Source organism: Lagierella massiliensis, from assembly GCF_001407835.1.
Classification (GTDB): Bacteria; Bacillota; Clostridia; order Tissierellales; family Peptoniphilaceae; genus Mediannikoviicoccus; species Mediannikoviicoccus massiliensis.
In genome coordinates, this window is sequence record NZ_CYUO01000004.1 from 620085 (window position 1) to 639457 (window position 19373).

General features: G+C 31.4%; 18 protein-coding genes and 1 pseudogene. 16 read left to right on the plus strand and 3 right to left on the minus strand.

The window, feature by feature from the left end; genetic code table 11:
• The first annotated feature begins 42 nt into the window (after positions 1-42).
• The 13 genes from BN2746_RS02890 (at position 43) to BN2746_RS02950 (ending at position 14719) form a co-directional block, all read left to right on the plus strand.
• Positions 43-2109, plus strand: a complete 2067-nt coding sequence (locus BN2746_RS02890) for a P-loop NTPase family protein (protein ID WP_055078340.1) — start codon at positions 43-45, stop codon at positions 2107-2109.
• Complete coding sequence (locus BN2746_RS02895) at positions 2106-3311, plus strand: hypothetical protein (protein WP_055078341.1); 1206 nt, start codon at positions 2106-2108, stop codon at positions 3309-3311. Before BN2746_RS02890 ends, BN2746_RS02895 begins: the two co-directional genes overlap by 4 nt.
• Before the next feature lie 12 nt (positions 3312-3323).
• Positions 3324-5240, plus strand: coding sequence for a vWA domain-containing protein (locus tag BN2746_RS02900; protein WP_055078342.1), 1917 nt, complete (start codon positions 3324-3326; stop codon positions 5238-5240).
• Between the two features lie 212 nt (positions 5241-5452).
• Positions 5453-6772, plus strand: a complete 1320-nt coding sequence (locus BN2746_RS02905; protein ID WP_055078343.1) for a bifunctional folylpolyglutamate synthase/dihydrofolate synthase — start codon at positions 5453-5455, stop codon at positions 6770-6772.
• Between the two features lie 131 nt (positions 6773-6903).
• Positions 6904-7650 (plus strand): Fe-S cluster assembly ATPase SufC, encoded by a 747-nt coding sequence (gene sufC, locus BN2746_RS02910; RefSeq protein ID WP_055078344.1) that lies wholly within the window; start codon positions 6904-6906, stop codon positions 7648-7650.
• Complete coding sequence (sufB, locus tag BN2746_RS02915; protein WP_055078345.1) at positions 7650-9059, plus strand: Fe-S cluster assembly protein SufB; 1410 nt, start codon at positions 7650-7652, stop codon at positions 9057-9059. The genes sufC and sufB overlap by 1 nt, the downstream gene beginning before the upstream one ends.
• A 9-nt stretch (positions 9060-9068) precedes the next feature.
• Positions 9069-10124, plus strand: coding sequence for a SufD family Fe-S cluster assembly protein (locus BN2746_RS02920; protein ID WP_055078346.1), 1056 nt, complete (start codon positions 9069-9071; stop codon positions 10122-10124).
• Positions 10124-11347, plus strand: coding sequence for a SufS family cysteine desulfurase (locus BN2746_RS02925; RefSeq protein WP_055078347.1), 1224 nt, complete (start codon positions 10124-10126; stop codon positions 11345-11347). Before BN2746_RS02920 ends, BN2746_RS02925 begins: the two co-directional genes overlap by 1 nt.
• A complete protein-coding gene (gene sufU, locus BN2746_RS02930; RefSeq protein ID WP_055078348.1) occupies positions 11337-11780 on the plus strand; it encodes a Fe-S cluster assembly sulfur transfer protein SufU in 444 nt (147 codons plus the stop codon). Before BN2746_RS02925 ends, sufU begins: the two co-directional genes overlap by 11 nt.
• 129 nt (positions 11781-11909) lie before the next feature.
• The gene (locus BN2746_RS02935; protein WP_055078349.1) at positions 11910-12713 is read left to right on the plus strand and encodes a hypothetical protein; all 804 of its coding nucleotides are present in this window, start codon (positions 11910-11912) and stop codon (positions 12711-12713) included.
• Positions 12714-12749: 36 nt separating this feature from the next.
• Positions 12750-13376, plus strand: a complete 627-nt coding sequence (locus BN2746_RS02940) for a hypothetical protein (RefSeq protein ID WP_055078350.1) — start codon at positions 12750-12752, stop codon at positions 13374-13376.
• Positions 13377-13457: 81 nt separating this feature from the next.
• Positions 13458-14027 (plus strand): thioredoxin family protein, encoded by a 570-nt coding sequence (locus tag BN2746_RS02945; RefSeq protein ID WP_055078351.1) that lies wholly within the window; start codon positions 13458-13460, stop codon positions 14025-14027.
• Positions 14027-14719 carry a cytochrome c biogenesis CcdA family protein gene (locus tag BN2746_RS02950; protein WP_055078352.1) on the plus strand — a complete coding sequence of 231 codons (693 nt, stop codon included), beginning with the start codon at positions 14027-14029 and terminating at the stop codon, positions 14717-14719. Before BN2746_RS02945 ends, BN2746_RS02950 begins: the two co-directional genes overlap by 1 nt.
• Before the next feature lie 27 nt (positions 14720-14746).
• On the opposite strand, the gene BN2746_RS02955 is transcribed toward BN2746_RS02950, so the two are convergent.
• The 3 genes from BN2746_RS02955 to BN2746_RS02965 form a co-directional block, all read right to left on the minus strand.
• Positions 14747-15184 (minus strand): Hsp20/alpha crystallin family protein, encoded by a 438-nt coding sequence (locus BN2746_RS02955; RefSeq protein ID WP_055078353.1) that lies wholly within the window; start codon positions 15182-15184, stop codon positions 14747-14749.
• Positions 15185-15248: 64 nt separating this feature from the next.
• On the minus strand, positions 15249-15752 hold the full coding sequence (locus BN2746_RS02960; RefSeq protein ID WP_055078354.1) for a hypothetical protein: 504 nt from the start codon (positions 15750-15752) through the stop codon (positions 15249-15251).
• Entirely contained in the window at positions 15745-16134 is a 390-nt protein-coding gene (locus BN2746_RS02965) for a DUF4430 domain-containing protein (protein ID WP_055078355.1), read from the minus strand. The genes BN2746_RS02960 and BN2746_RS02965 overlap by 8 nt, the downstream gene beginning before the upstream one ends.
• 199 nt (positions 16135-16333) lie before the next feature.
• Between BN2746_RS02965 and brnQ the strand changes: the two genes are divergently transcribed.
• From brnQ to BN2746_RS02980, 3 genes and pseudogenes are all read left to right on the plus strand, one after another.
• Positions 16334-18055, plus strand: a complete 1722-nt coding sequence (gene brnQ / locus BN2746_RS02970) for a branched-chain amino acid transport system II carrier protein (protein WP_077064907.1) — start codon at positions 16334-16336, stop codon at positions 18053-18055.
• A 44-nt stretch (positions 18056-18099) separates the two neighbouring features.
• Entirely contained in the window at positions 18100-18558 is a 459-nt protein-coding gene (locus BN2746_RS02975; RefSeq protein ID WP_055078356.1) for an 8-oxo-dGTP diphosphatase, read from the plus strand.
• A 9-nt stretch (positions 18559-18567) separates the two neighbouring features.
• Positions 18568-19310 (plus strand): annotated as a pseudogene (locus BN2746_RS02980) (NAD-dependent protein deacylase).
• Positions 19311-19373: the final 63 nt, after the last annotated feature.

Genomic DNA, 19373 nt, shown 5'->3' on the forward strand with positions numbered 1-19373 from the left:
CGCCCCAATATTTTTTAATCTCGATAAAGGGGGACTGTCATAATGAAAAAGAATTTGAATAATGAAGCCATACCTTCTTTAGAAGAAATTCAAGAGCTATATGAAGATGCTTTGAGAGTTGAAACTTTAGAAAATGAAAATAAAATGGGTCAATCAAGAGAATTTTTTAATACTTTTCGAAAAGACAAAACCAGGGAAAAAATTACAACAAAAGATAAATCCATAATAAAAAAATATGAAAATTATCTAAAAGTAGAACAAAACAAACAAAGAAAGATTATTGAAGAATTAGAAAATCTGATTGATTATGAAAAGTTTTTTTTAGAATTTGAAAGAAATCAAAGTCGAAACAATTATAATAGTAATTCTTATACAAGTAATTATCAAACAAGGTATAGAATAAGTAAAATTGAAGAGTATTATAGAAAATTAAATGAAATAATCAAAAGTTCTCCGGATGCTTGGGAATTTTATTATCACCGACAACTTATTAAAGACATTCAAACTGGTTACAACAATGGTTTGGTAAATGTAAAATATGTTTTAGATTCAAAGAAAAGAATTGTAGAATCTTTAAAAAAAGGAACCCCTGTATATATAATAGGTCATTTAGGCAGTGGCAAAACACAAATAGCAAGAGAGGCTGCAATACAATTTACATTGGGAAATATAATTCAAAGAGAAATAGAAGACGAAATAGAAAAGTGGTTTTTAAAAAACAAAGGTGCAAGTGAAGAGGAAGCTATACAAAAGTTTAAAGAGTTAAATGAAGATAGGAAAAATTATTATAAAAAAGCACTGAAAGATGTGAGTCAAAATGAGGTTGAAAACATCTATCCATATTTTATATCAGGTTCGTATAATTTAACTTATGAAGATATGTTTGTGGAAAAAACATTATCTTTAGAAAAAGCCTCTGTTAATAAAACTGATGTGGAGTTAATAGATAAAGTAGTAGATCAGTATTTAACTTGGATAAAATTTCATGAAAAAGAATTAAAAGTTTTAGATAAGCAAAAACAGGAATTGGTAAAAAGCAAAGTTTGGGACAGTATATCAGAAATATTTATTGCAAGAAATAGTGTATACGGAACTGTTGTGAAAAAAATCGAAAGAGAATTATTACTGGCTGTAAAACGTGGAAGACCAGTAATAATAGATGAGATAAATACAATTGCGATGCAAAATTTAATAGGTCTAAACGATATTTTACAAAGTAAAATTGGGTCTATGGCATATGTTACAGGAGTGGGACCTGTAAAAATCGAAAAAGGATTTGGTCTTATAGGTACTGGCAACTTATCAACGGAATCTGTAAATTATGAAGGAACAAATGAACTTAATCCTGCATTTAAATCTCGTTTTCTAACTATTGAATATAATTATGTAAATCAAAATACAGTAGGATCTTTAAAAAATCAAACAAATCCTGAAGAAAATGAACTCTTTAGAATAATCATAGTTAGATTAGCGGATGATAATGGAAGTTTAAATATACCGACTCCAAGAAGAACTTTAGAAGAACTATTCAGGTTGGCTCAATTATCCAAAGTAACTCAAAATGTATTTATGGAAAAGTTAATTTCTGATAATGATGAAAATTCATCTCAAGATGTTCCAGAACTAAAAGAGTCAGTTCTATCTTTAAGAAATATTTTAAGAATAATAGACAACTGGAATTTGGGTGAAGAAAAAGATCTAAGTATGGCTTTATGGGATGGGTTTATAAGTTCGATTACAAATCCAAAAGATCAAGCATATATTCTGTCACAAGCTGTAAGATTTGGTTTTTTTAAAGAATCTGAAGGATGGGATATAAATAATAAAAATATTAAAAATTCAGTTCAAGAGTATGACGAGTTAAGAATTAGACCATATGTATACAACAGAGCAGAAATTGAAACTTTAAGCTATTTAGATGTCATAAAAATTATATTTGGGCCAATGCCAGATAGAAAGAAATTTCCTGATTTTTTAGAAAAAATTAATAGCAAAGAAGATAAAATTTCAATAGAAGAATATGAAGAATTGGACGAAAGATTGAATCGCCTTGAACATTCAAAATATCTTTTGGACTATTTAACGGATATGGAAAATAATAAGAAATGAAATTCTCAGTAAATATAAAAAAATTCAATGACAATTTAATAAAGTTACGAAAAGATTTAAATAATACTTTAAAAGAAGGATATCTTAAAGACGATTTTAAAGAAAAATTATTAGACTTAGAAGAGGATGAAAAATTAATTCTTAATCAGCTTTTAATATATTATAGGATTTATGCTTATGACATTTATGACACAAAAATAAATTTGAATCCTATAAAGCTAAATGGAACTTACAAAATGGATACGTATCTTAAAGCTTATGCAAGAATTTCTGAAGATACATTTATCATTCCAGATTATAATCAAAATGTTATGTTTTTAAGAATTGCAAAAGAGGATAAGCATGAATTGGAGATTAGTCATCCTGTTAAAAACTTTTATAAATTTATAGTTTTTATGCATCCATTCGATGAAGAAAAAATATTGGCATTTACTGCAACAGGCGATATATTTGTGTTTATGTATAAAGATATTAACGATTTATTTGAAGATATCAATAATCTTAAAATCACTAAAATTGAAACATCTTTTGAAGGGTTTGAAAATGTTATTAATTTAAATGATAATAGATTTTTATGTCAAGTTGGGAAGAGTGAAATTATTTTATTGGAAATTGAAAAAGAAAGTTATAGTTTAGAAATAAAGTCTTATACTAATTTATTAGAAGGATATAGTGAAATAAATTCACTTGAAAAGATTTCTGAATTAGAATTTGTGGCAGGGACAAGTAGTGGAGAACTAATTTTATCAAAGCTTGAAGATGGTAAAATTAATATAGAAGAAAAAGTTAAAGTTTTAAACGTGCCAATTAAGAAAGTATCTTTACTGGAAAATGAAAATCTTGATAAAAATATCTGTGTAGCTTTAGGTAACGAAGGAAGCTTTTCCTTATACAACTTAAAACAAAGAAAGACAGTAAATTTAGAAAACAAAGACTTTAAAGGAAATTTATTTGATATTGAAAGTAAAAATGGTACTTGTGTAGTTTTAAGTGAAGATGGTTTTGTATATCTTCTTGAAGAAAATTTGGGAAATTGGAGTTTAAATAAAAAAGTTACATTATCCGAAAAGTTTTTTGTAAATTTACTGGCAACTAAACACTCAAATTATTTAGCAGTAGATTTATATGGAAATTTTTATGTTGTAGATGTGGATAGATTAGATTCAATTGAAAAACTTCATAATCTAAATCTATATAGATAATGGGGGCGAATCATGTTTAAATTTAACGAGAAATCTTTTGATGAAAATATTTTAAAAGAAGAAGCTCAAAAAAATCTTAAAATGTTTTTAGATAGACAGAAAGAATCCCTTTCAACTTTTACAAGAGATCCAAGCATTAGATATATAGGATCAAAAAGTTTAGAAAAATTTTTGTTTAAGCCAAAAGAAGGTGTTTTATATTTACCTCTGTCAACCTTTCTTGAATCAAATTTAGATTATAATGAAATTTTATGGCATATTTACTATGAAATGGCACTTTATCCTGATTGGAAAGAAAACGCTATAACCTATTTGAATAGAGAAAAAGACTGGGGCTTAGAAATAGATGAAATAACTTTTTATATTTCAAAAAAGATAGATGAAATTTCTAAAGGCAGTAAACCAGATGAGAAATTTATTAGAGGATATGTAAAAAAAGAGATTTTAGATTTTTTATTTCAAATAGACAAGTACACAAGCGTATTAAGGGTATTTGAAACATGTCCCGTATATAGAGATGAGGAAGAGATAAAAAAAATAAAAGACTATATGAAGAAAACAAAATTATTGAACGAAATATTTTTCTCTTTTCCTCATCATGGATTTACTAAGAGTTTTTTTGCTTTAACTCTTTATTCAGATGATGAAAAAATAAGTAATAAGATTAAGCAAAAATTTGATGAAAAAATTCTATCCAAATCAATATATACTTTTTTTAACTCTGAACTTTTAAAGCAAATCAATCAAGATGAGGGAATAAATAAGAGAGATCCCTTTGTAAAAGCATTTATTTATCCATCCTTTAAAAAGTATTGGTTAAGAGAGATAGACGGTATGGATGCAAGTGAAAATAGTGATGAGGAAGGCAAGCTATTTGAAGAAGAAAAAAAGCAAGACACCAAGAACAAATTGGAATCCAATAGAGAAGATGTGGAAAAAACTTTGGGAGAGATTCTAAAACAAGAACTTAATATTGCACCTTCACAAGAAGAGTTTAAAAATAAGATTGTAGATTCTCATGGATTAAGTAAAGAAGAAATAGAACTATTTAAATTTTATGTAGATAAAACAAAAAATCAAAGAGAAGAAATGAAGGAATTTTGGAAAAAACTAATAGGATATTCAAAAAAAGAAATTAATGTAGAAAAGGGAGGGCAGCCAAAGGGCAAACTAAATGTAAGTGATTTGATATATAATTATACTGAATTTAAAGAGGATGAAAAAAAAGGTAATTACAAAACACTTAAAATATTTGATAAAAATATTCTTGAATCACAAAACAAATTATTGCCAGAAAAAATAGAAATTTCTTTTTTATTAGACAATTCTGGTTCTATGGATAAAGAGAAAATTGATGCTACAAGAAGGACGTTGGTAGCGATTCTGTTATCAATAGAGGATTTCAACGAATATTTACAAGTTGAAGCTAATAAAACTAATCAAAATATAGAACTTTTAACTGAAACTTGGTTTTTCGGAAAGTCACATTACAAATTAAAAAGATTTGATGACACTAATGAAAAAGCAAGAAGTGAAATAATATCCTCCATTACAAAATTAGATGCAAGTGATGGAACAACAGACGATGCAGCATGTCTTAGAAATATATACAAAGACATAAGTCCATATCAAAAGCAGAGAATTGTAGATAAGAAAGAATATAAAATAATATTTGAAATTACCGACGGAGCATCTACATTTCCTGGAGCAACTAAAGATATAGTAAAAAAGTTAATAGAAGCTGAAGTTGAAATCTATGCGTTTCAAATTGGTAAAATAAAAACTATAGATACAAAAACATTTAACTATATCTGGAATGACAGCTTTAAATATCCTCATGGTTTAATACTTGGAGAAGATATTCAAAGATTGACTCAGGAGCTACTTAAAACTGTCAAAATGAACTTTGAGTCAATCTTCAGAAGTTGAAGAATACATTTTTATATTTTGATAAAGCTTATACTTAAATCAAAACTTTCGATTTAAGTATAAGTTTTTCTTTTAAATCAAAAGGAATCATACTTTTTAAATACATGTATATTTTTAGATGTTTTAAGCTTTTCAAATAAAAAAGATAATAATGAATTTGGGTATCATTTATATGATATAATTAAAAATACATTAGCAAGGCGGGATAAAAAATGAAAGATATTTTTGAATTAAATCCTGAACCAAATTCAAATTGGGAAGAGATTTATTTTTATATAAAAAACAACTGGCCAAGACCTGGAATGGATTTGTCCTTGGATAGAATTAAAAGTTACTTAGAATTTTTGAAAAATCCACAGGACGACTTAAAAGTAATTCACATTGCAGGGACAAATGGGAAGGGTTCTACGGGAACTTTTATAAAATCTATTTTAGAAGAGGAAAATCTAAATATAGGTTTTTTTTCAAGTCCATCGATAATATCAGATACTGAATCAATAAAAACCTCAAGGGGATATATAAGTTATAGAGAATATGCAGAAAGGCTTTTAAATATTTTAAAAAATTGGAAGAACAAATTTGATAACGAAAATTTTCTTTCATTTTTTGAAGCTTCAACTATTGTCGCTATTGAACATTTCAAATCTATTAAAGTGGACATGGCAATTTTTGAAGTTGGTCTTGGTGGCACTTTAGACAGTACCAATGTCTTTAAGAAGAAAGTCTTAGATGTAATAACTCATATAGGACTTGATCACTTAGGGGTACTTGGTAATTCCATTGAAGAGATTGCAGAGCAAAAGGCGGGGATTATTCAAGTGGGAGACCGAGTACTGGCATATCCTATTCCAATAAATGCAGTTAAAATTATAAATCAAAAAGCAATGGCACTAAAGGCAAAGGTAACTTCTCCTAATTTTAGTGACATCAAAAATTTAAATATCGATAGGGTTTGTTCAAGCTACTCCTATAAGAATTTAGATAATATTTATATTAAGATGGCTGGAGAAAATCAAATTTATAATTCTATTATGGCTATTGAAGCAATAGAGATTTTAAATGAAGAATTTGGGTATAGTATTAAAAGTGCTTCTATTATAAATGGTCTTTCAAAAGCGTTTGTACCTGGTAGACTTGAGTGGATTAAATATAAAGATGTTGATATCTTGTTGGATGGTGCACACAACGAAGACGGAGTAGATGGATTTGTTTCTTTTGTTGAAAAAAACATATCTGAGAAATTCAATTTAGTTGTCGGGGTATTAAAGGACAAGGAATATAAAAAGATTTATAAGAAATTGGCAAAATTAAACTGCGATTTTTATTTGACTGAAGTTCCTTTCGAAGGAAGAAAACTTCCGGTAGATGATGCAGTAGAAACTTTAAAGGACTTTGGGGTTTCAAATGTATTAGGTTTTGAAGATCCTATTGAAGCAATTAAAATGGCAATTGAAGATGGAGAAGGAAATCCGGTTATATTAACAGGTTCTCTTTATTTAATTTCCAAAATTAGGAATTTTTTGGTAAAATAAAAATTATTGTTTGATAATTTCGATTTACACCTTTTTTATTTTTGAGAAATGTAATATAATTGAAATTGAGGTATTTAACGTATAACTTTGACGATATAGCCTACTAAAGTGGTAGGATAAGGAGGTTTTTTATGACAGAACTACTGAAAGTAAAAAATTTAAATGCTAAGGTAGAAGACAATCATATTCTTAAGGGAATTGATTTAACTATAAATAAGGGAGAGATACATGTCTTCATGGGTCCTAATGGTGCAGGTAAGACAACTTTTGCAAACTGCATAATGGGAAATCCTAAATATGAAATAACTGATGGTGAAATTTATTACAATGGAAAGAGAATTAATGACCTTGCAGTAGATGAAAGAGCAAGGGAAGGAATCTTTATGTCTTTCCAAGCGCCTATTGAAGTTCCTGGGATTTCAGTTGAAAACTTTTTAAAGACTGCAAAGACTGAAATAACAGGAGAAAAGCAAAAGATTTTGGCTTTTAATAAAGAACTTAAAAAACAAATGGAAAGTCTTGAAATAGATCCAAGTTATGCACAAAGATATTTAAATGTAGGTTTTTCCGGTGGAGAGAGAAAGAAAAATGAAATTCTTCAACTAAAAGTTCTAAATCCGACCCTTGCATTTTTAGATGAGACTGATTCAGGTCTTGATGTTGATGCAATAAGAATAGTTTCTCAAGGAATTAATGACTTCCACAATGAAGAAAATGCAATTGTAATAATAACACATCAAATCAGACTTTTAGAAAAGATTTCTCCGGATTTTGTTCACGTATTTGTGGATGGAGAAATAGTTAAGTCTGGGGACATGTCGATTGCCCACGACATAGATAAAAATGGATTTGACGCATACAAGAAGGACGTGATTTAATGCCTAAAAGGGAAAGAACTCAGATTGATGATTTCAATAGAGAGTTATTAGACAGAAAGAACGACTTTAATTATAGATATAAGACAAGGGCTGGACTTACAGAAGAAATTATTCGTGAAATCTCTGCTCAAAAGAATGAACCAGAGTGGATGCTCGAGTTTAGATTGAAATCACTTGAAATCTATAAAAAACTTGAAAACCCACCATGGGGTGCGGACATTTCCGATTTAAATGTAGAGGATATTATAACCTATGTAAGACCTGATTCTGACTTGAGTTATTCTTGGGATGATGTTCCTGATGATATAAAAAATACTTTTGATGAACTTGGTCTTGTTGAAGCTGACCAAAAATCACTTGCGGGAGTTGGAGCACAATACGACTCTGAAGTTGTTTTTCACAGTATTCAAAAGAATTTAACTGACCAAGGTGTTATCTATACAGATTTTGATACAGCTGTAAAAGAGTATCCAGAAATTGTAAAAGAATATTTTATGAAGCTTATACCACCAACTGATCACAAATACGCTGCCCTACATGGAGCTGTGTGGTCTGGGGGTTCATTTGTGTACGTTCCTGAAGGAGTTCATGTGGATATTCCAATCCAATCATACTTTAGACAAAACGCTCCTGGAACAGGACAGTTTGAACACACGCTTATAATAGTTGAAAAAGGTGCATGGTGTCACTTTATCGAAGGTTGCTCTGCGCCTAAGTACAATGTAAATAACCTTCATGCAGGAGCTGTAGAGCTTCATGTTAAAGAAGGTGCATATTTAAGATATTCAACAATTGAAAACTGGTCAAAGAACATGTACAACTTAAACACTAAGAGAGCAGTTGTTGACAAAGACGGTACCATCGAATGGGTTAGTGGTTCATTTGGTTCCAGAGTATCCTATCTATACCCAATGAGTATATTGAGAGGAGAACACGCTCATAGTGAATTTACTGGAGTTACATTTGCTTCAGGCAAGCAAGACCTTGACACAGGAACTAAGGTTGTTCATGCAGCACCAAATACAACTTCAAACACTAATACTAAGTCCATTTCTAAAGGTGGAGGTAACGCCATCTACAGAGGGCTTCTTCACATTGCAAAAAATGCACATGGATCAAAGGCAACAACAAACTGTGAGTCACTAATGCTTGACAATGAATCCAGAGCAGATACCATCCCTGCAATCATAATAGAAAATGACGATGTAGACATAGGACATGAGGCAAAGATTGGTAGAATTTCTGACGAAACAATCTTCTACTTAATGAGTAGGGGGATTTCTGAAGAGGAAGCCAATGCCATGGTTGTTAGAGGCTTCGTTGAACCAGTATCAAAGGCATTGCCTCTTGAATACTCTGTTGAAATGAATAATTTAATTAACCTTGAATTAAAAGGAACTATAGGTTAGGAGGGAAATATGACAATTTATAATGAACTTCCAGTCTTAACTTTTAGATGGACAAAGGCAAACTCCGTAACTCTTGAAGACTTAAACAAAGACATAAGAGAATATAAATTAAATCCTATTAAGAAAGGCGAAGAATTTTTAAGAGATTCAACTGAAAATGAAATTAAAATTCCAGAAACCTTTGTAGGCGCAAGCAAAGAGTCTTTAAAGGAGGCTATGGAGAAGGCGAACTTTAAGAAATATATCCTTGCAAAACCAAATGAAGTTGTGGATGTGTATTTAGATTTTGCAATGGACAAAGATAATAAAAATATTATTTCAGACCTTTCTATATATGCAAAAGAGGGAAGTACAATTAACTTAACTCTTGACTTTAGAGGAGAAGAAGACGGATACACAAATTTACTAACAAGGGTTTATGGAGAACGTAACTCTAAAATAAATATTGTTAAAGTTCAAAGACAAAAGGCTAAAAGACATATTGAACATAGATATACAGAACTTTCAGAAGATGCATATTTGAATTACCTTATTGTAAACCTTGAGGGAGAAGAAACTCTTTATCACTATGTTTCAGAACTTAAGGGAGACGAGTCCCATGCAGATATTAACTGTATCTACATCGGCGAAGGAAATTCTTTAACAGATCTTTACAACGACATCAAATTCATTGGTAAGAATACAAATGGAGACTATCAAGTAAAAGGTGCGTTAAAGGACAATGCAAAAAAATACTTTAGAGGAACTTTGGACTTCGTTAAAGGATGCAAGGGCGCTGAAGGTGACGAAGCTGAAAATGTAATCCTTCTAAATGACAAGGTAAAGTCATTTGCTATACCAATTCTTCTTGCAGGAGAAGATGACGTTGCAGGAAACCACGCCGCATCAGCAGGACAGGTTGACGAAGATATTCTATTCTACATTATGAGTAGAGGCTTTACTGAAATAGAAGCTAAGAAGATGATAGTAGAAGGTTCATTCTCAAGTGTTATTGACAGAATAGAAGATGAAGAACTTAGAAACTTTATAATCTCCTCGTTAGATGCAAAGTTGGAGATGATTTAATGAATAGATACAAAAAAGATTTTCCGATTTTAAATAGAGAGGTTAAGGGAAGACCTATTATATACTTTGACAATGGGGCAACTTCTCAAAGACCTTTACAGGTTATGAAAGCTGTTGAAGAGTATGATACAAAATATAACGGCAACCCTCATAGGGCGGCCCATGTGCTTTCAATTGATTCTACGAGAGAATATGAAGAATCAAAAGAGGCAGTAGCAAAGTTTATTGGCGCAAAGTCAAGTGATGAAATTGTGTATACAAAAAATGGTTCGGAAGCACTAAACCTTGTTGCAAGGTCATATGGGGAAAATTTCCTTAAAGAGGGAGACAAAATTGTAATAACAATTGCAGAACATCATTCAAATATCGTTCCATGGCAAAGAGTTTGCCAAAAGACTGGAGCAAAACTTGAATATATCTATATAGATAGAGAAACTGGAGAGTACTTGGAAGAGGACTTTAAAAAGATTGACGAAGACACAAAGATTGTCGCATTCAATCATGTTTCAAATGTGCTTGGTACAGTTTCACCAGTTGAAAAGTTTATGAAACTTGCAAAAGAAGTGGGAGCAGTTACTGTAATAGACGGAGCCCAAGCAGTGCCACATATTCCTGTGGACGTTACTAAGCTTGACTGTGACTTCTATACATTTTCAGGTCACAAGATGCTTTCAGCAATGGGTATTGGCGTTTTATATGCAAAGTCAGAGTTACTTGAAAAGATGGAACCATTCTTATTAGGTGGGGACATGATAGAATATGTTGAAGAACAAACAACCACATTTGCATCAGGGGCAACCAAGTTTGAAGCGGGAACTCAAAATGTTGAAGGAGCTGTTTCACTAAAGGCTGCCGTAGACTATTTAAATGATGTGGGATTTGATTATATAGAAGAACACAATGGTGAAATGATGGAGTACCTGGTGGAAGAGATAAAAAAAGTTCCACATATAAATATAGTTGGAACTAAGGACCCAAGTAAGAGACAGGGGGTTATTACATTTACAGTTGACGATGTACATCCCCATGATGTTGCAACGATTTTAGATTCATATGGCATTGCCATAAGATCAGGACATCACTGTGCTCAACCACTGGGAAAATATTTGGGAATACCCGCATCAAATAGAGTAAGTCCATACTTCTATAACGATTTGGAAGAGGCAAAATACTTTATAGAAAAACTTAAAACCGTAAGGGGGGTAATGGGATTTGGATCTTAATGAACTTTATTCACAAGTAATACTTGAGCATAGCCAAGACAAGAGCAATAAGAGGGTGTTAGATCCCTACACCATGGAAGAGAGGGGACATAACCCAAGCTGTGGTGATGACATAACCCTTAGAGTGGACATAGAAGACGGTGTGGTAAAGGACATTGCATACACTGGAATAGGTTGTGCCATAAGCCAAGCCTCCACATCAATTATGTGTGACCAAATAAGAGGACTTAAAGTTGAAGAAGCCTATGAAAAGCTTGATCTTTTCCTTAAGATGATTAGAGGAGAAGAGACAGACGACGAAAAGTTAGAAGAAGAACTTGAAGAGGGCTATGTATTTAAAAACATTTCAACAATGCCTGCAAGGGTAAAATGTGCAGTGCTTGCATGGCACACACTTAAAAATGCAATAGACGAACAAGGAGAGATATCTTAGAGGTATCTCTTTTTTAATTATTACAAAATCATTACAAAATTATTACAAAATTATTAAGATTGATTTAAGCTATATCATTTTAATTATTAGTGATGTAAAATAAAGATGAGGGTGGTAGAAAGGTTAAAAATGAAAAAAAGTTTAGCTGTTTTGTTAGCAATATGCTTAATAATTCCACTGGGATATATGGCATATGCAAAGCAAAGTGAAGAGATTGACAAATTAACTGAGTCTGAAGTGTTAAGTTTTGCAAAGAAATTTGCAGATGAAACCTATCAATCACTTAGACCAATGGATTACAAAGACATTGAAGAAAATTATTTAAAACCAGGAAACGAGCTTTTTAATACTGAAATGGAAGTTAGAAATGCAGTAGACCATTCCATCGTTAGAGATTTCAAAAATAATGGACTTGAGATAACTATTTTTGAACATGAGTTTAATAATGTGGAGCTAAAGGAAAAATATAAAAACCTTTACAGAGTTCAAGTTGACTTTGATGAGATTTGGGATACAAGTGAACATAAATTTGATTCAGATGATCCTGAAAGAAGTCCACAAGGAACTAAGTACAGCATAATTATTACGGTAGAAAATGATAATGGAAAGCTCTATGTAACAGATTTATATGGTCTTAATGATGGAATATCCTTTAGATTAAATAAAGAAATGGAAATGATAAAGCCACTTAAAGAAAGTCTAAAGCCATCAGAAAAATTAAGCTCAAAGACAACATCTTACTTAAATGGATCTGAGCCTAAGGGCATATCTCCGGTTAAGTCAGATGATGAAACGGAAGAAGAACCAGAAGAAACAATCTATAATTCTTTAGAAGAATTAAGAAAAGCACAACTTCAAAACCTTGCAAATATAAGAGAAGGATTTACAGCTCCACCTGCAATGAGCTTAGATGAAGATTGTGAGACACCTTAAACATAATCCACCCTCTTTAATATTAAGGAGAATAAAATGAAAAAACTTTCAAAAGTATTAGTGTTATTCATGGTCGTAATTATTTTATTTGGATGTAATAAAAATACTGAGATAACAGATGAAGAGGTAGAAGAGTTTGCATATAATTTTGTGAAAAGCTATATCCTAACCGATAAATCTTATGATTATAAAGAAATGTATGATAAGTATTTAGATCCAGACAATGAAATGTTTAATAAGGAAATGTATATAAGGCAAAGTTCAATTGAAAAACACTCAAAATTAGGTTTAGTAGGGGGTAAATCTCATATTGAAATTGTAAATGAAAAAGTTAGTAAAATAAATGGAGAATTTATTTATGATGCAGATTTAAAGATATTTAATAATGAAGAAGATCCCCAAAAAATAAGACTTGTAATGAAAGATGATAAAGATTCATTAAAAGTAATAAATTATTATGGAAGTTCATATGAAAATTTAAGTTTGTTTCTGAGTAAGGTAGCAGGAGACGATGTGAATAACGATGGACCTGAGTACTATGGACAAGCAACTTCTGCAACTGGAGAAGAGCTCAAAGAACTCCAAAGAGCTAATCTGTTAGATTTATTAGAGGATGAAACAAGACAAGAAGTGCATGAATTTCCTGAATATTTAGAGAAGTAAGCCCTAAGTCTAACTTAGGGTCTTTTTATTTCCTATGTTTTCTATATGCTAACATGGGTATTATTAATTTGGGAGGTAAATATGAAGAATAATAAAACAATGAAGATAATACTTCCTATTGTAATAGTGCTTGCACTTGTAGGAATGTACTTTGTTAAGAATAAGGAGAGTTTAAAAACATCTTCTGATGTTGAAACAAATGTTAATTCAACTGAAATGGCGAATGAAGATTCAGAGGGAGACTTTTCACTTGACATAGAAAGTGGACTTCCAAAGCTTGAAGAGTATGCAAATGCAGGTCTTCCTGCGGTAATTGACTATGGATCAGACACCTGTCAACCATGTAGATTGATGGAGCCTGAGTATAAAAAGTTTCATGAGAAGATGGTGGGAAAGGCATTTGTAAAGTATGTTGATATTGACGACAACCCAGATGCGGCAAAGGAAGCGCCAATTCAAGTTATTCCAACTCAAATATTTTACAACGCCGATGGAACTCCTTTTGAACCAAGTAAGGAATTAAGGGAGAAGTATCAACTTCAAATGTACAATCACAAGGTAACAAAAAAACCTATGTTTACAATTCATCAAGGCTTCTTAAATGAAGAACAGCTACTTGAAATTGTAAAGGAAATGGGAGTTGAACAGTAATGATTCAAAATTGGCTTAGTCAAATTGCACAGGTCATAGGGGACAATGTGTGGATAGCGCCAGTACTTGCAATTGTGGCAGGGATTTTGACTTCCCTTACACCATGTAGCCTTTCCATGGTTCCCCTTATAATTTCCTATGTTTCAGGCCTTGAGGAGAGGGACACTAAGAGGGCTTTCAAATATTCGGTGCTATTTGCAATTGGAATGGCACTGACCTTTGTAAGTCTTTCAGTTGTTGCCATGTTGGCGGGAAAATTAATTGGAAACACTTCGAGAACATGGTATATCATCCTTGGAGTACTAATGATTTTAATGGCCCTTCAAACCTGGGGCATCTATAATTTTATCCCGTCAAAAAAACTTATGATGAAGGACAAGAAGAGAGGAAGTATCGGTGCATTCCTTGCGGGAATTGTTGGAGGGTTTTTTTCGTCCCCATGTTCAACTCCAGTACTTGTTGCACTTCTTGGAATCCTTTCGGGCACGGGAAATATTCTTTGGGGAATATTTTTAATGCTTATGTATTCACTGGGACATAGCTTTTTAATAATTCTTTCAGGAACTTCAGTTGGATATGTAAAAAAGATGAAAAATAGTGAAACCTATTCAAAGATAGGAAATGTTTTAAATAATATTTTAGGATTTTTAGTACTACTAATAGGTTTTTATATGTTTTGGAATGCATTTTAAAAGGGACAGCTTCTGCCATCCCTTTTTTTAGTCTATATTGATATAGTCATCTTCACTTTTTGAGTTTGTCTTTGGAACTTTTACTTCAAGTATTCCGTCATTTAACTTTGCTTTTAGCCCTTCTTTTTCAACATTTTCAAAGTAGAGTGTTCTTGTCATTGAACTGTATTTCATCTCTCTGTGAACATAGTTTTTATCCTTAGAAGTCTCTTCAGTTTCTTCTCTCTTTTCAGCGTCAATTGTAAGTTCGCCATTTTTAAATGAAATTTTTACTTCGTCTTTTTTAAATCCAGGCAATTCTGCTTCTACTAAATATGAATCTTCTAACTCTCTTACATCTACTTTAAAATTTGTGTTACCTGATAAATTTATATTTTCAGTGAAAAAATCATCCATCATACCATATAGATCTTTAAATTGACCTTGTAATGCGCTTGTCTTTCTTGGTGAAATTTTTTTAAACATAATATCATCTCCTTTGTAGAAGTCTTATCACCTATGATTATTATAGCAAATAGGTCAAAGAAAGTCAAAATTTTTTGTATTTTCTTAATGCAACTTTTAACGGAGGAATAAGTAATACATATAAAACTGCATTTCCAACTCCATGCATAATATCAAAGTATAGTCCATTTAAGTAGTAAACAAAAAAGTTTGATGTCTTTGAAAACATGGTAGCTGTAAATATTGAAATAACAAATCCGTAAAGAATTCCACAAAAAACTGCAAAGATAGTTTGAAGTAGCATCGAATTTTTAAATTTTTTTATTTTAGAAAGGAAAAAGGAAAGAAATATTATTATGCTGTAGGATAGGATTTGATAAAAGGTCCATGGACCAAATCCAAGATACATATTTGAAATAAAGATTACAAGTGCATTAACTATTAGGGCATCTGTAAGACCCATGTAGATGGATAAAAAAATTAAGATTACAGTTACCGGCTGCACATTTGGCACGGGAGCCATTACAATCCGTCCAAGTACGGTAGCTCCCGTTAAAATTGCCAACAGTGCAATTCTTTTATTACTCATTTTTTAATTCTTCCAATGTAAAAACAACTTCATCTTTGTCCCGAAGTTCAAACTGATTTGCTCCAACTTCTGCCATTTCACCGTTAACGGTGTATAACCAATACTTGTTTGAGTCTTCGTCTTGGGTGTGACCGTCAATTGATGTAATAAATCCGTCTTTTTCTTCCAGTTCTAAATTTCTTTTCATAACATCAAGGAGTTTTTCGCCTTCGTTAAAGCTCAAAGTTTCTTTTTTGAAACTCTCTCCATCTTCAATGAGTTCAATGGTAGCTTGGAGTTTGTACTCATTTGAAGTTGAATCGGTGTTAGAGTTGTTTTTACATCCTACAAATGTAAGCACCACAGTTAATAGTAAAGCTATGCTTAATAATCTTTTTTTCATTTTATCTTCCTTTCTTTTAGTTAAAATAATTTTATCATATTCAAAGGGATATCGAAATAATCCTCATTCATGTGATAAAATAAAATGTAGAAATGTAACGAAAAAATTTGTTTAAAGTAAATGAAATTATAATTGTTTTCCTATTGGAAAAATAAAAAAACTATAGTATAATAAGAAAAATTTACTTAGAGGAGAAAAAATGAAAAAATCTTTTAAAAACTACTTGGCAATAGGCTCCATGCTATTTGGACTTTTCTTTGGAGCTGGAAATTTAATATTTCCTGTTTTGATGGGGCAACTATCAGGAAAAAATTATGTTCCTGCACTTATTGGATTTTTGATAACTGCAGTAGGAATGCCCTTTTTAGGAGTTCTTGCAGTTGGATATAGCAAGTCTGAAGACTTACTTGATATGACGAAGAAGATAGGTAGGGGCTATGGATACTTTTTTACAATTTGTCTATATCTTACTATTGGACCTTTCTTTGCACTGCCAAGACTTAGCACAACATCTTTTGAAGTAGGACTTAGCAGCAATATTTCAGCTGATAAGATGCGAATTGCATTGCTTTTATTTACATTTATTTTTTATTTAGTCGCACTTATTTTAGCTTTGAAACCAAATAAAATTATGACTTATGTCGGTAAGGTTTTAAATCCAATTTTCTTGGTAGTTTTATCAATACTTTTGATTTTTGCATTTATAAAGCCAATGGGAGTTGCAAGTTTACAATCGGTTACAGAAAGCTATACAGCTTCTCCTTTTTCAAAGGGATTTGTTGAAGGTTATAACACCATGGACGTGTTGGCAGCCCTTGCCTTTTCAGTAATAGTTATAAATTCAATAAGGAATATTGGAGTTGATGAACCTAAGGAGATTGTAAAATATACTATAAAGTCTGGTGTGGTTACAGTTATACTTATGTCTGTTATCTATGGATCACTTGTATATATGGGAGCTACAAGCTTAGGAGTGTTAAAACCTGCAGAAAACGGTGGAATTGCCCTATATGATATCTCAAGACATTTTCTTGGAAATATGGGACAGATATTACTTGCAACTATAGTTACTGTTGCCTGTTTAAAGACGGCAGTAGGACTTATAACTGCTTGTTCTGAAGTGTTCAATAAAATATTTCCAAAGGTTAGTTATAAAAAATTTGCAGTTGCTATAGCTTTAGTATCATTTGTGATTTCAAATTTTGGGCTTAGTCAAATAATAAAACTTTCATTGCCTGTACTAATTTTTTTGTATCCTCTTTCAATAGTGATGATATTTTTGGAGCTTTCCTCAAAAGTATTTAAAAATGACATGACGGTGTTTAGAATAACTTTGGTATTTACTGCCATTGCGTCAATGTTTGATGTGTTTGGCGTGTTACCAGATGGATTAAAAAATACAAAATTTGTCCAAGGTGGGTTGGAGTTTGCAAGTAAGAACATCCCTCTATATGAAGTATCATTTGGTTGGGTTGTTATAACACTTATAGGATTTATATTTGCATTAATTGTAAGACAACTTAAAAATAAAAATTTACATCTTCTTAGAAATTTAAGTTTGGTTCTTCAAGTTATTGCAACTATAATACTGTTCCAGGGAATTTATGATTACTTTGTAAATAGGAAAGATTTATTTATTCCGATATTTGGACTGTTCATATTAATTATATCCATCGGTTTTAGATATATTATTTTAAAGAACAACTTCTATGTTCAAAAATTGCAAAAATCGAAGGCTGCAATGACCATAATTCGATTTGGAACATTACTTGGTTTTTTAGCCCTATACTTTTTGCCAAACATTTATTTTATAAATTCAATTATCGGAGGGATTTTATTTAATTTAGGTGTTTTATTAAACGATAGATATTTGAATTACTACACCGAAGTGGAATATAATGAGTATATGAAGAATAAATAAGAATTAAAAGGATGGTATATGCCATCTTTTTTTGGTGGTGAATTATGGAAATAGTAATACTTAATATGTGTATGATTTATAATCCCAAGACAAAAGAGGTTTTGGTTTTAGACAAACCGATTAAAGAGGGGTGGGAAGGTTTAACTTTTCCTGGAGGTCATGTTGAACCAGTTGAGTCAATTCATGACTCAGTTATAAGGGAGATTAAGGAAGAGACCAATCTTGACATAAAAAATATTGAACTAAAAGGTATTGTTCAGTGGTATGATAAGAGCATAGACCAAAGGCTTTTGTCCCATCTCTATTACACCGAGTGCTTTGAAGGAGAACTTATAGAAGACTCTCCAGAGGGAAAACTTTTTTGGATGGATTTACAAGAATTTATAGAAATGGAAAACAAATCTGCCTCAATGGATGAAATGTTAACGCTATATATGGGTAAATGTAAAGAGATAGTTTTTTATTTTAATGGAAAAGAGCTGGAGGAAGTAAAGTACTATTAGGAGGTATTTATGACTTCAAATAATATTGATGAATTAAAAGAAAAAATAAAAAAGTCTAATAACATAGTATTTTTTGGTGGTGCTGGAGTTTCAACAGCATCTGGTATACCAGATTTTCGTTCTGCTACAGGCCTTTACAATGAAAAGAACAACAAGGGATATAGCCCTGAGTATATGTTAAGCCATGAGTTTTTTCATGAACACCCAAGGGAGTTTATGGACTATGTTAGAAATAATTTAATTTATGAAAAGGCAAAGCCAAACAATTGCCATTTGGCATTAAAAAAACTTGAAGACATGGGTAAGCTAAAGGGAATTGTAACACAAAATATTGACTCACTTCACCAACTTGCGGGAAGTAAAAATGTAATCGAAATTCATGGAAACCTTCGTGACTACCACTGTGTTAATTGTGGAAAGTATTTGAATTTTGGGGATATGAAGGAGAGAGATTTTTCAATTAAATGTCCAAACTGTGGAGGGGTTTTAAGACCAGATGTAGTTTTATATGGAGAGGCACTTGATTTAGAAAATATAAATAATGCCATAAATTTAATTGAAAACGCAGAAATTTTAATTGTAGGTGGATCATCATTAATGGTTTATCCTGCAGCAGGTTTTATAGATATTTCAGAGGAGATACTTTGGTTTTAATCAATAAAACAAAAACAAACTACGACAGCAGAGCCGACTTCGTGTTTTACGAAGACATTGGAAACACTATGTCACAGCTTGTTAATATCCAGCTATAAATAATAGGTATAACCAAAACACGGGTATTTCATTGACAATACTCGTGTTTTTTTCTATACTCA

Bases quoted from the DNA above. Each gene is read 5' to 3' on its own strand.
- BN2746_RS02975 (WP_055078356.1), top strand. From the start codon at position 18,100: ATGGAAATAGTAATACTTAATATGTGTATGATTTATAATCCCAAGACA.
- BN2746_RS02935 (WP_055078349.1), top strand. From the start codon at position 11,910: ATGAAAAAAAGTTTAGCTGTTTTGTTAGCAATATGCTTAATAATTCCA.
- BN2746_RS02955 (WP_055078353.1), bottom strand. From the start codon at position 15,184: ATGTTTAAAAAAATTTCACCAAGAAAGACAAGCGCATTACAAGGTCAA.
- BN2746_RS02950 (WP_055078352.1), top strand. From the start codon at position 14,027: ATGATTCAAAATTGGCTTAGTCAAATTGCACAGGTCATAGGGGACAAT.
- brnQ (WP_077064907.1), top strand. From the start codon at position 16,334: ATGAAAAAATCTTTTAAAAACTACTTGGCAATAGGCTCCATGCTATTT.
- BN2746_RS02965 (WP_055078355.1), bottom strand. From the start codon at position 16,134: ATGAAAAAAAGATTATTAAGCATAGCTTTACTATTAACTGTGGTGCTT.
- sufB (WP_055078345.1), top strand. From the start codon at position 7,650: ATGCCTAAAAGGGAAAGAACTCAGATTGATGATTTCAATAGAGAGTTA.
- BN2746_RS02940 (WP_055078350.1), top strand. From the start codon at position 12,750: ATGAAAAAACTTTCAAAAGTATTAGTGTTATTCATGGTCGTAATTATT.
- BN2746_RS02900 (WP_055078342.1), top strand. From the start codon at position 3,324: ATGTTTAAATTTAACGAGAAATCTTTTGATGAAAATATTTTAAAAGAA.
- sufC (WP_055078344.1), top strand. From the start codon at position 6,904: ATGACAGAACTACTGAAAGTAAAAAATTTAAATGCTAAGGTAGAAGAC.
- BN2746_RS02895 (WP_055078341.1), top strand. From the start codon at position 2,106: ATGAAATTCTCAGTAAATATAAAAAAATTCAATGACAATTTAATAAAG.
- BN2746_RS02960 (WP_055078354.1), bottom strand. From the start codon at position 15,752: ATGAGTAATAAAAGAATTGCACTGTTGGCAATTTTAACGGGAGCTACC.
- BN2746_RS02920 (WP_055078346.1), top strand. From the start codon at position 9,069: ATGACAATTTATAATGAACTTCCAGTCTTAACTTTTAGATGGACAAAG.
- BN2746_RS02890 (WP_055078340.1), top strand. From the start codon at position 43: ATGAAAAAGAATTTGAATAATGAAGCCATACCTTCTTTAGAAGAAATT.
- BN2746_RS02925 (WP_055078347.1), top strand. From the start codon at position 10,124: ATGAATAGATACAAAAAAGATTTTCCGATTTTAAATAGAGAGGTTAAG.
- BN2746_RS02945 (WP_055078351.1), top strand. From the start codon at position 13,458: ATGAAGAATAATAAAACAATGAAGATAATACTTCCTATTGTAATAGTG.
- BN2746_RS02905 (WP_055078343.1), top strand. From the start codon at position 5,453: ATGAAAGATATTTTTGAATTAAATCCTGAACCAAATTCAAATTGGGAA.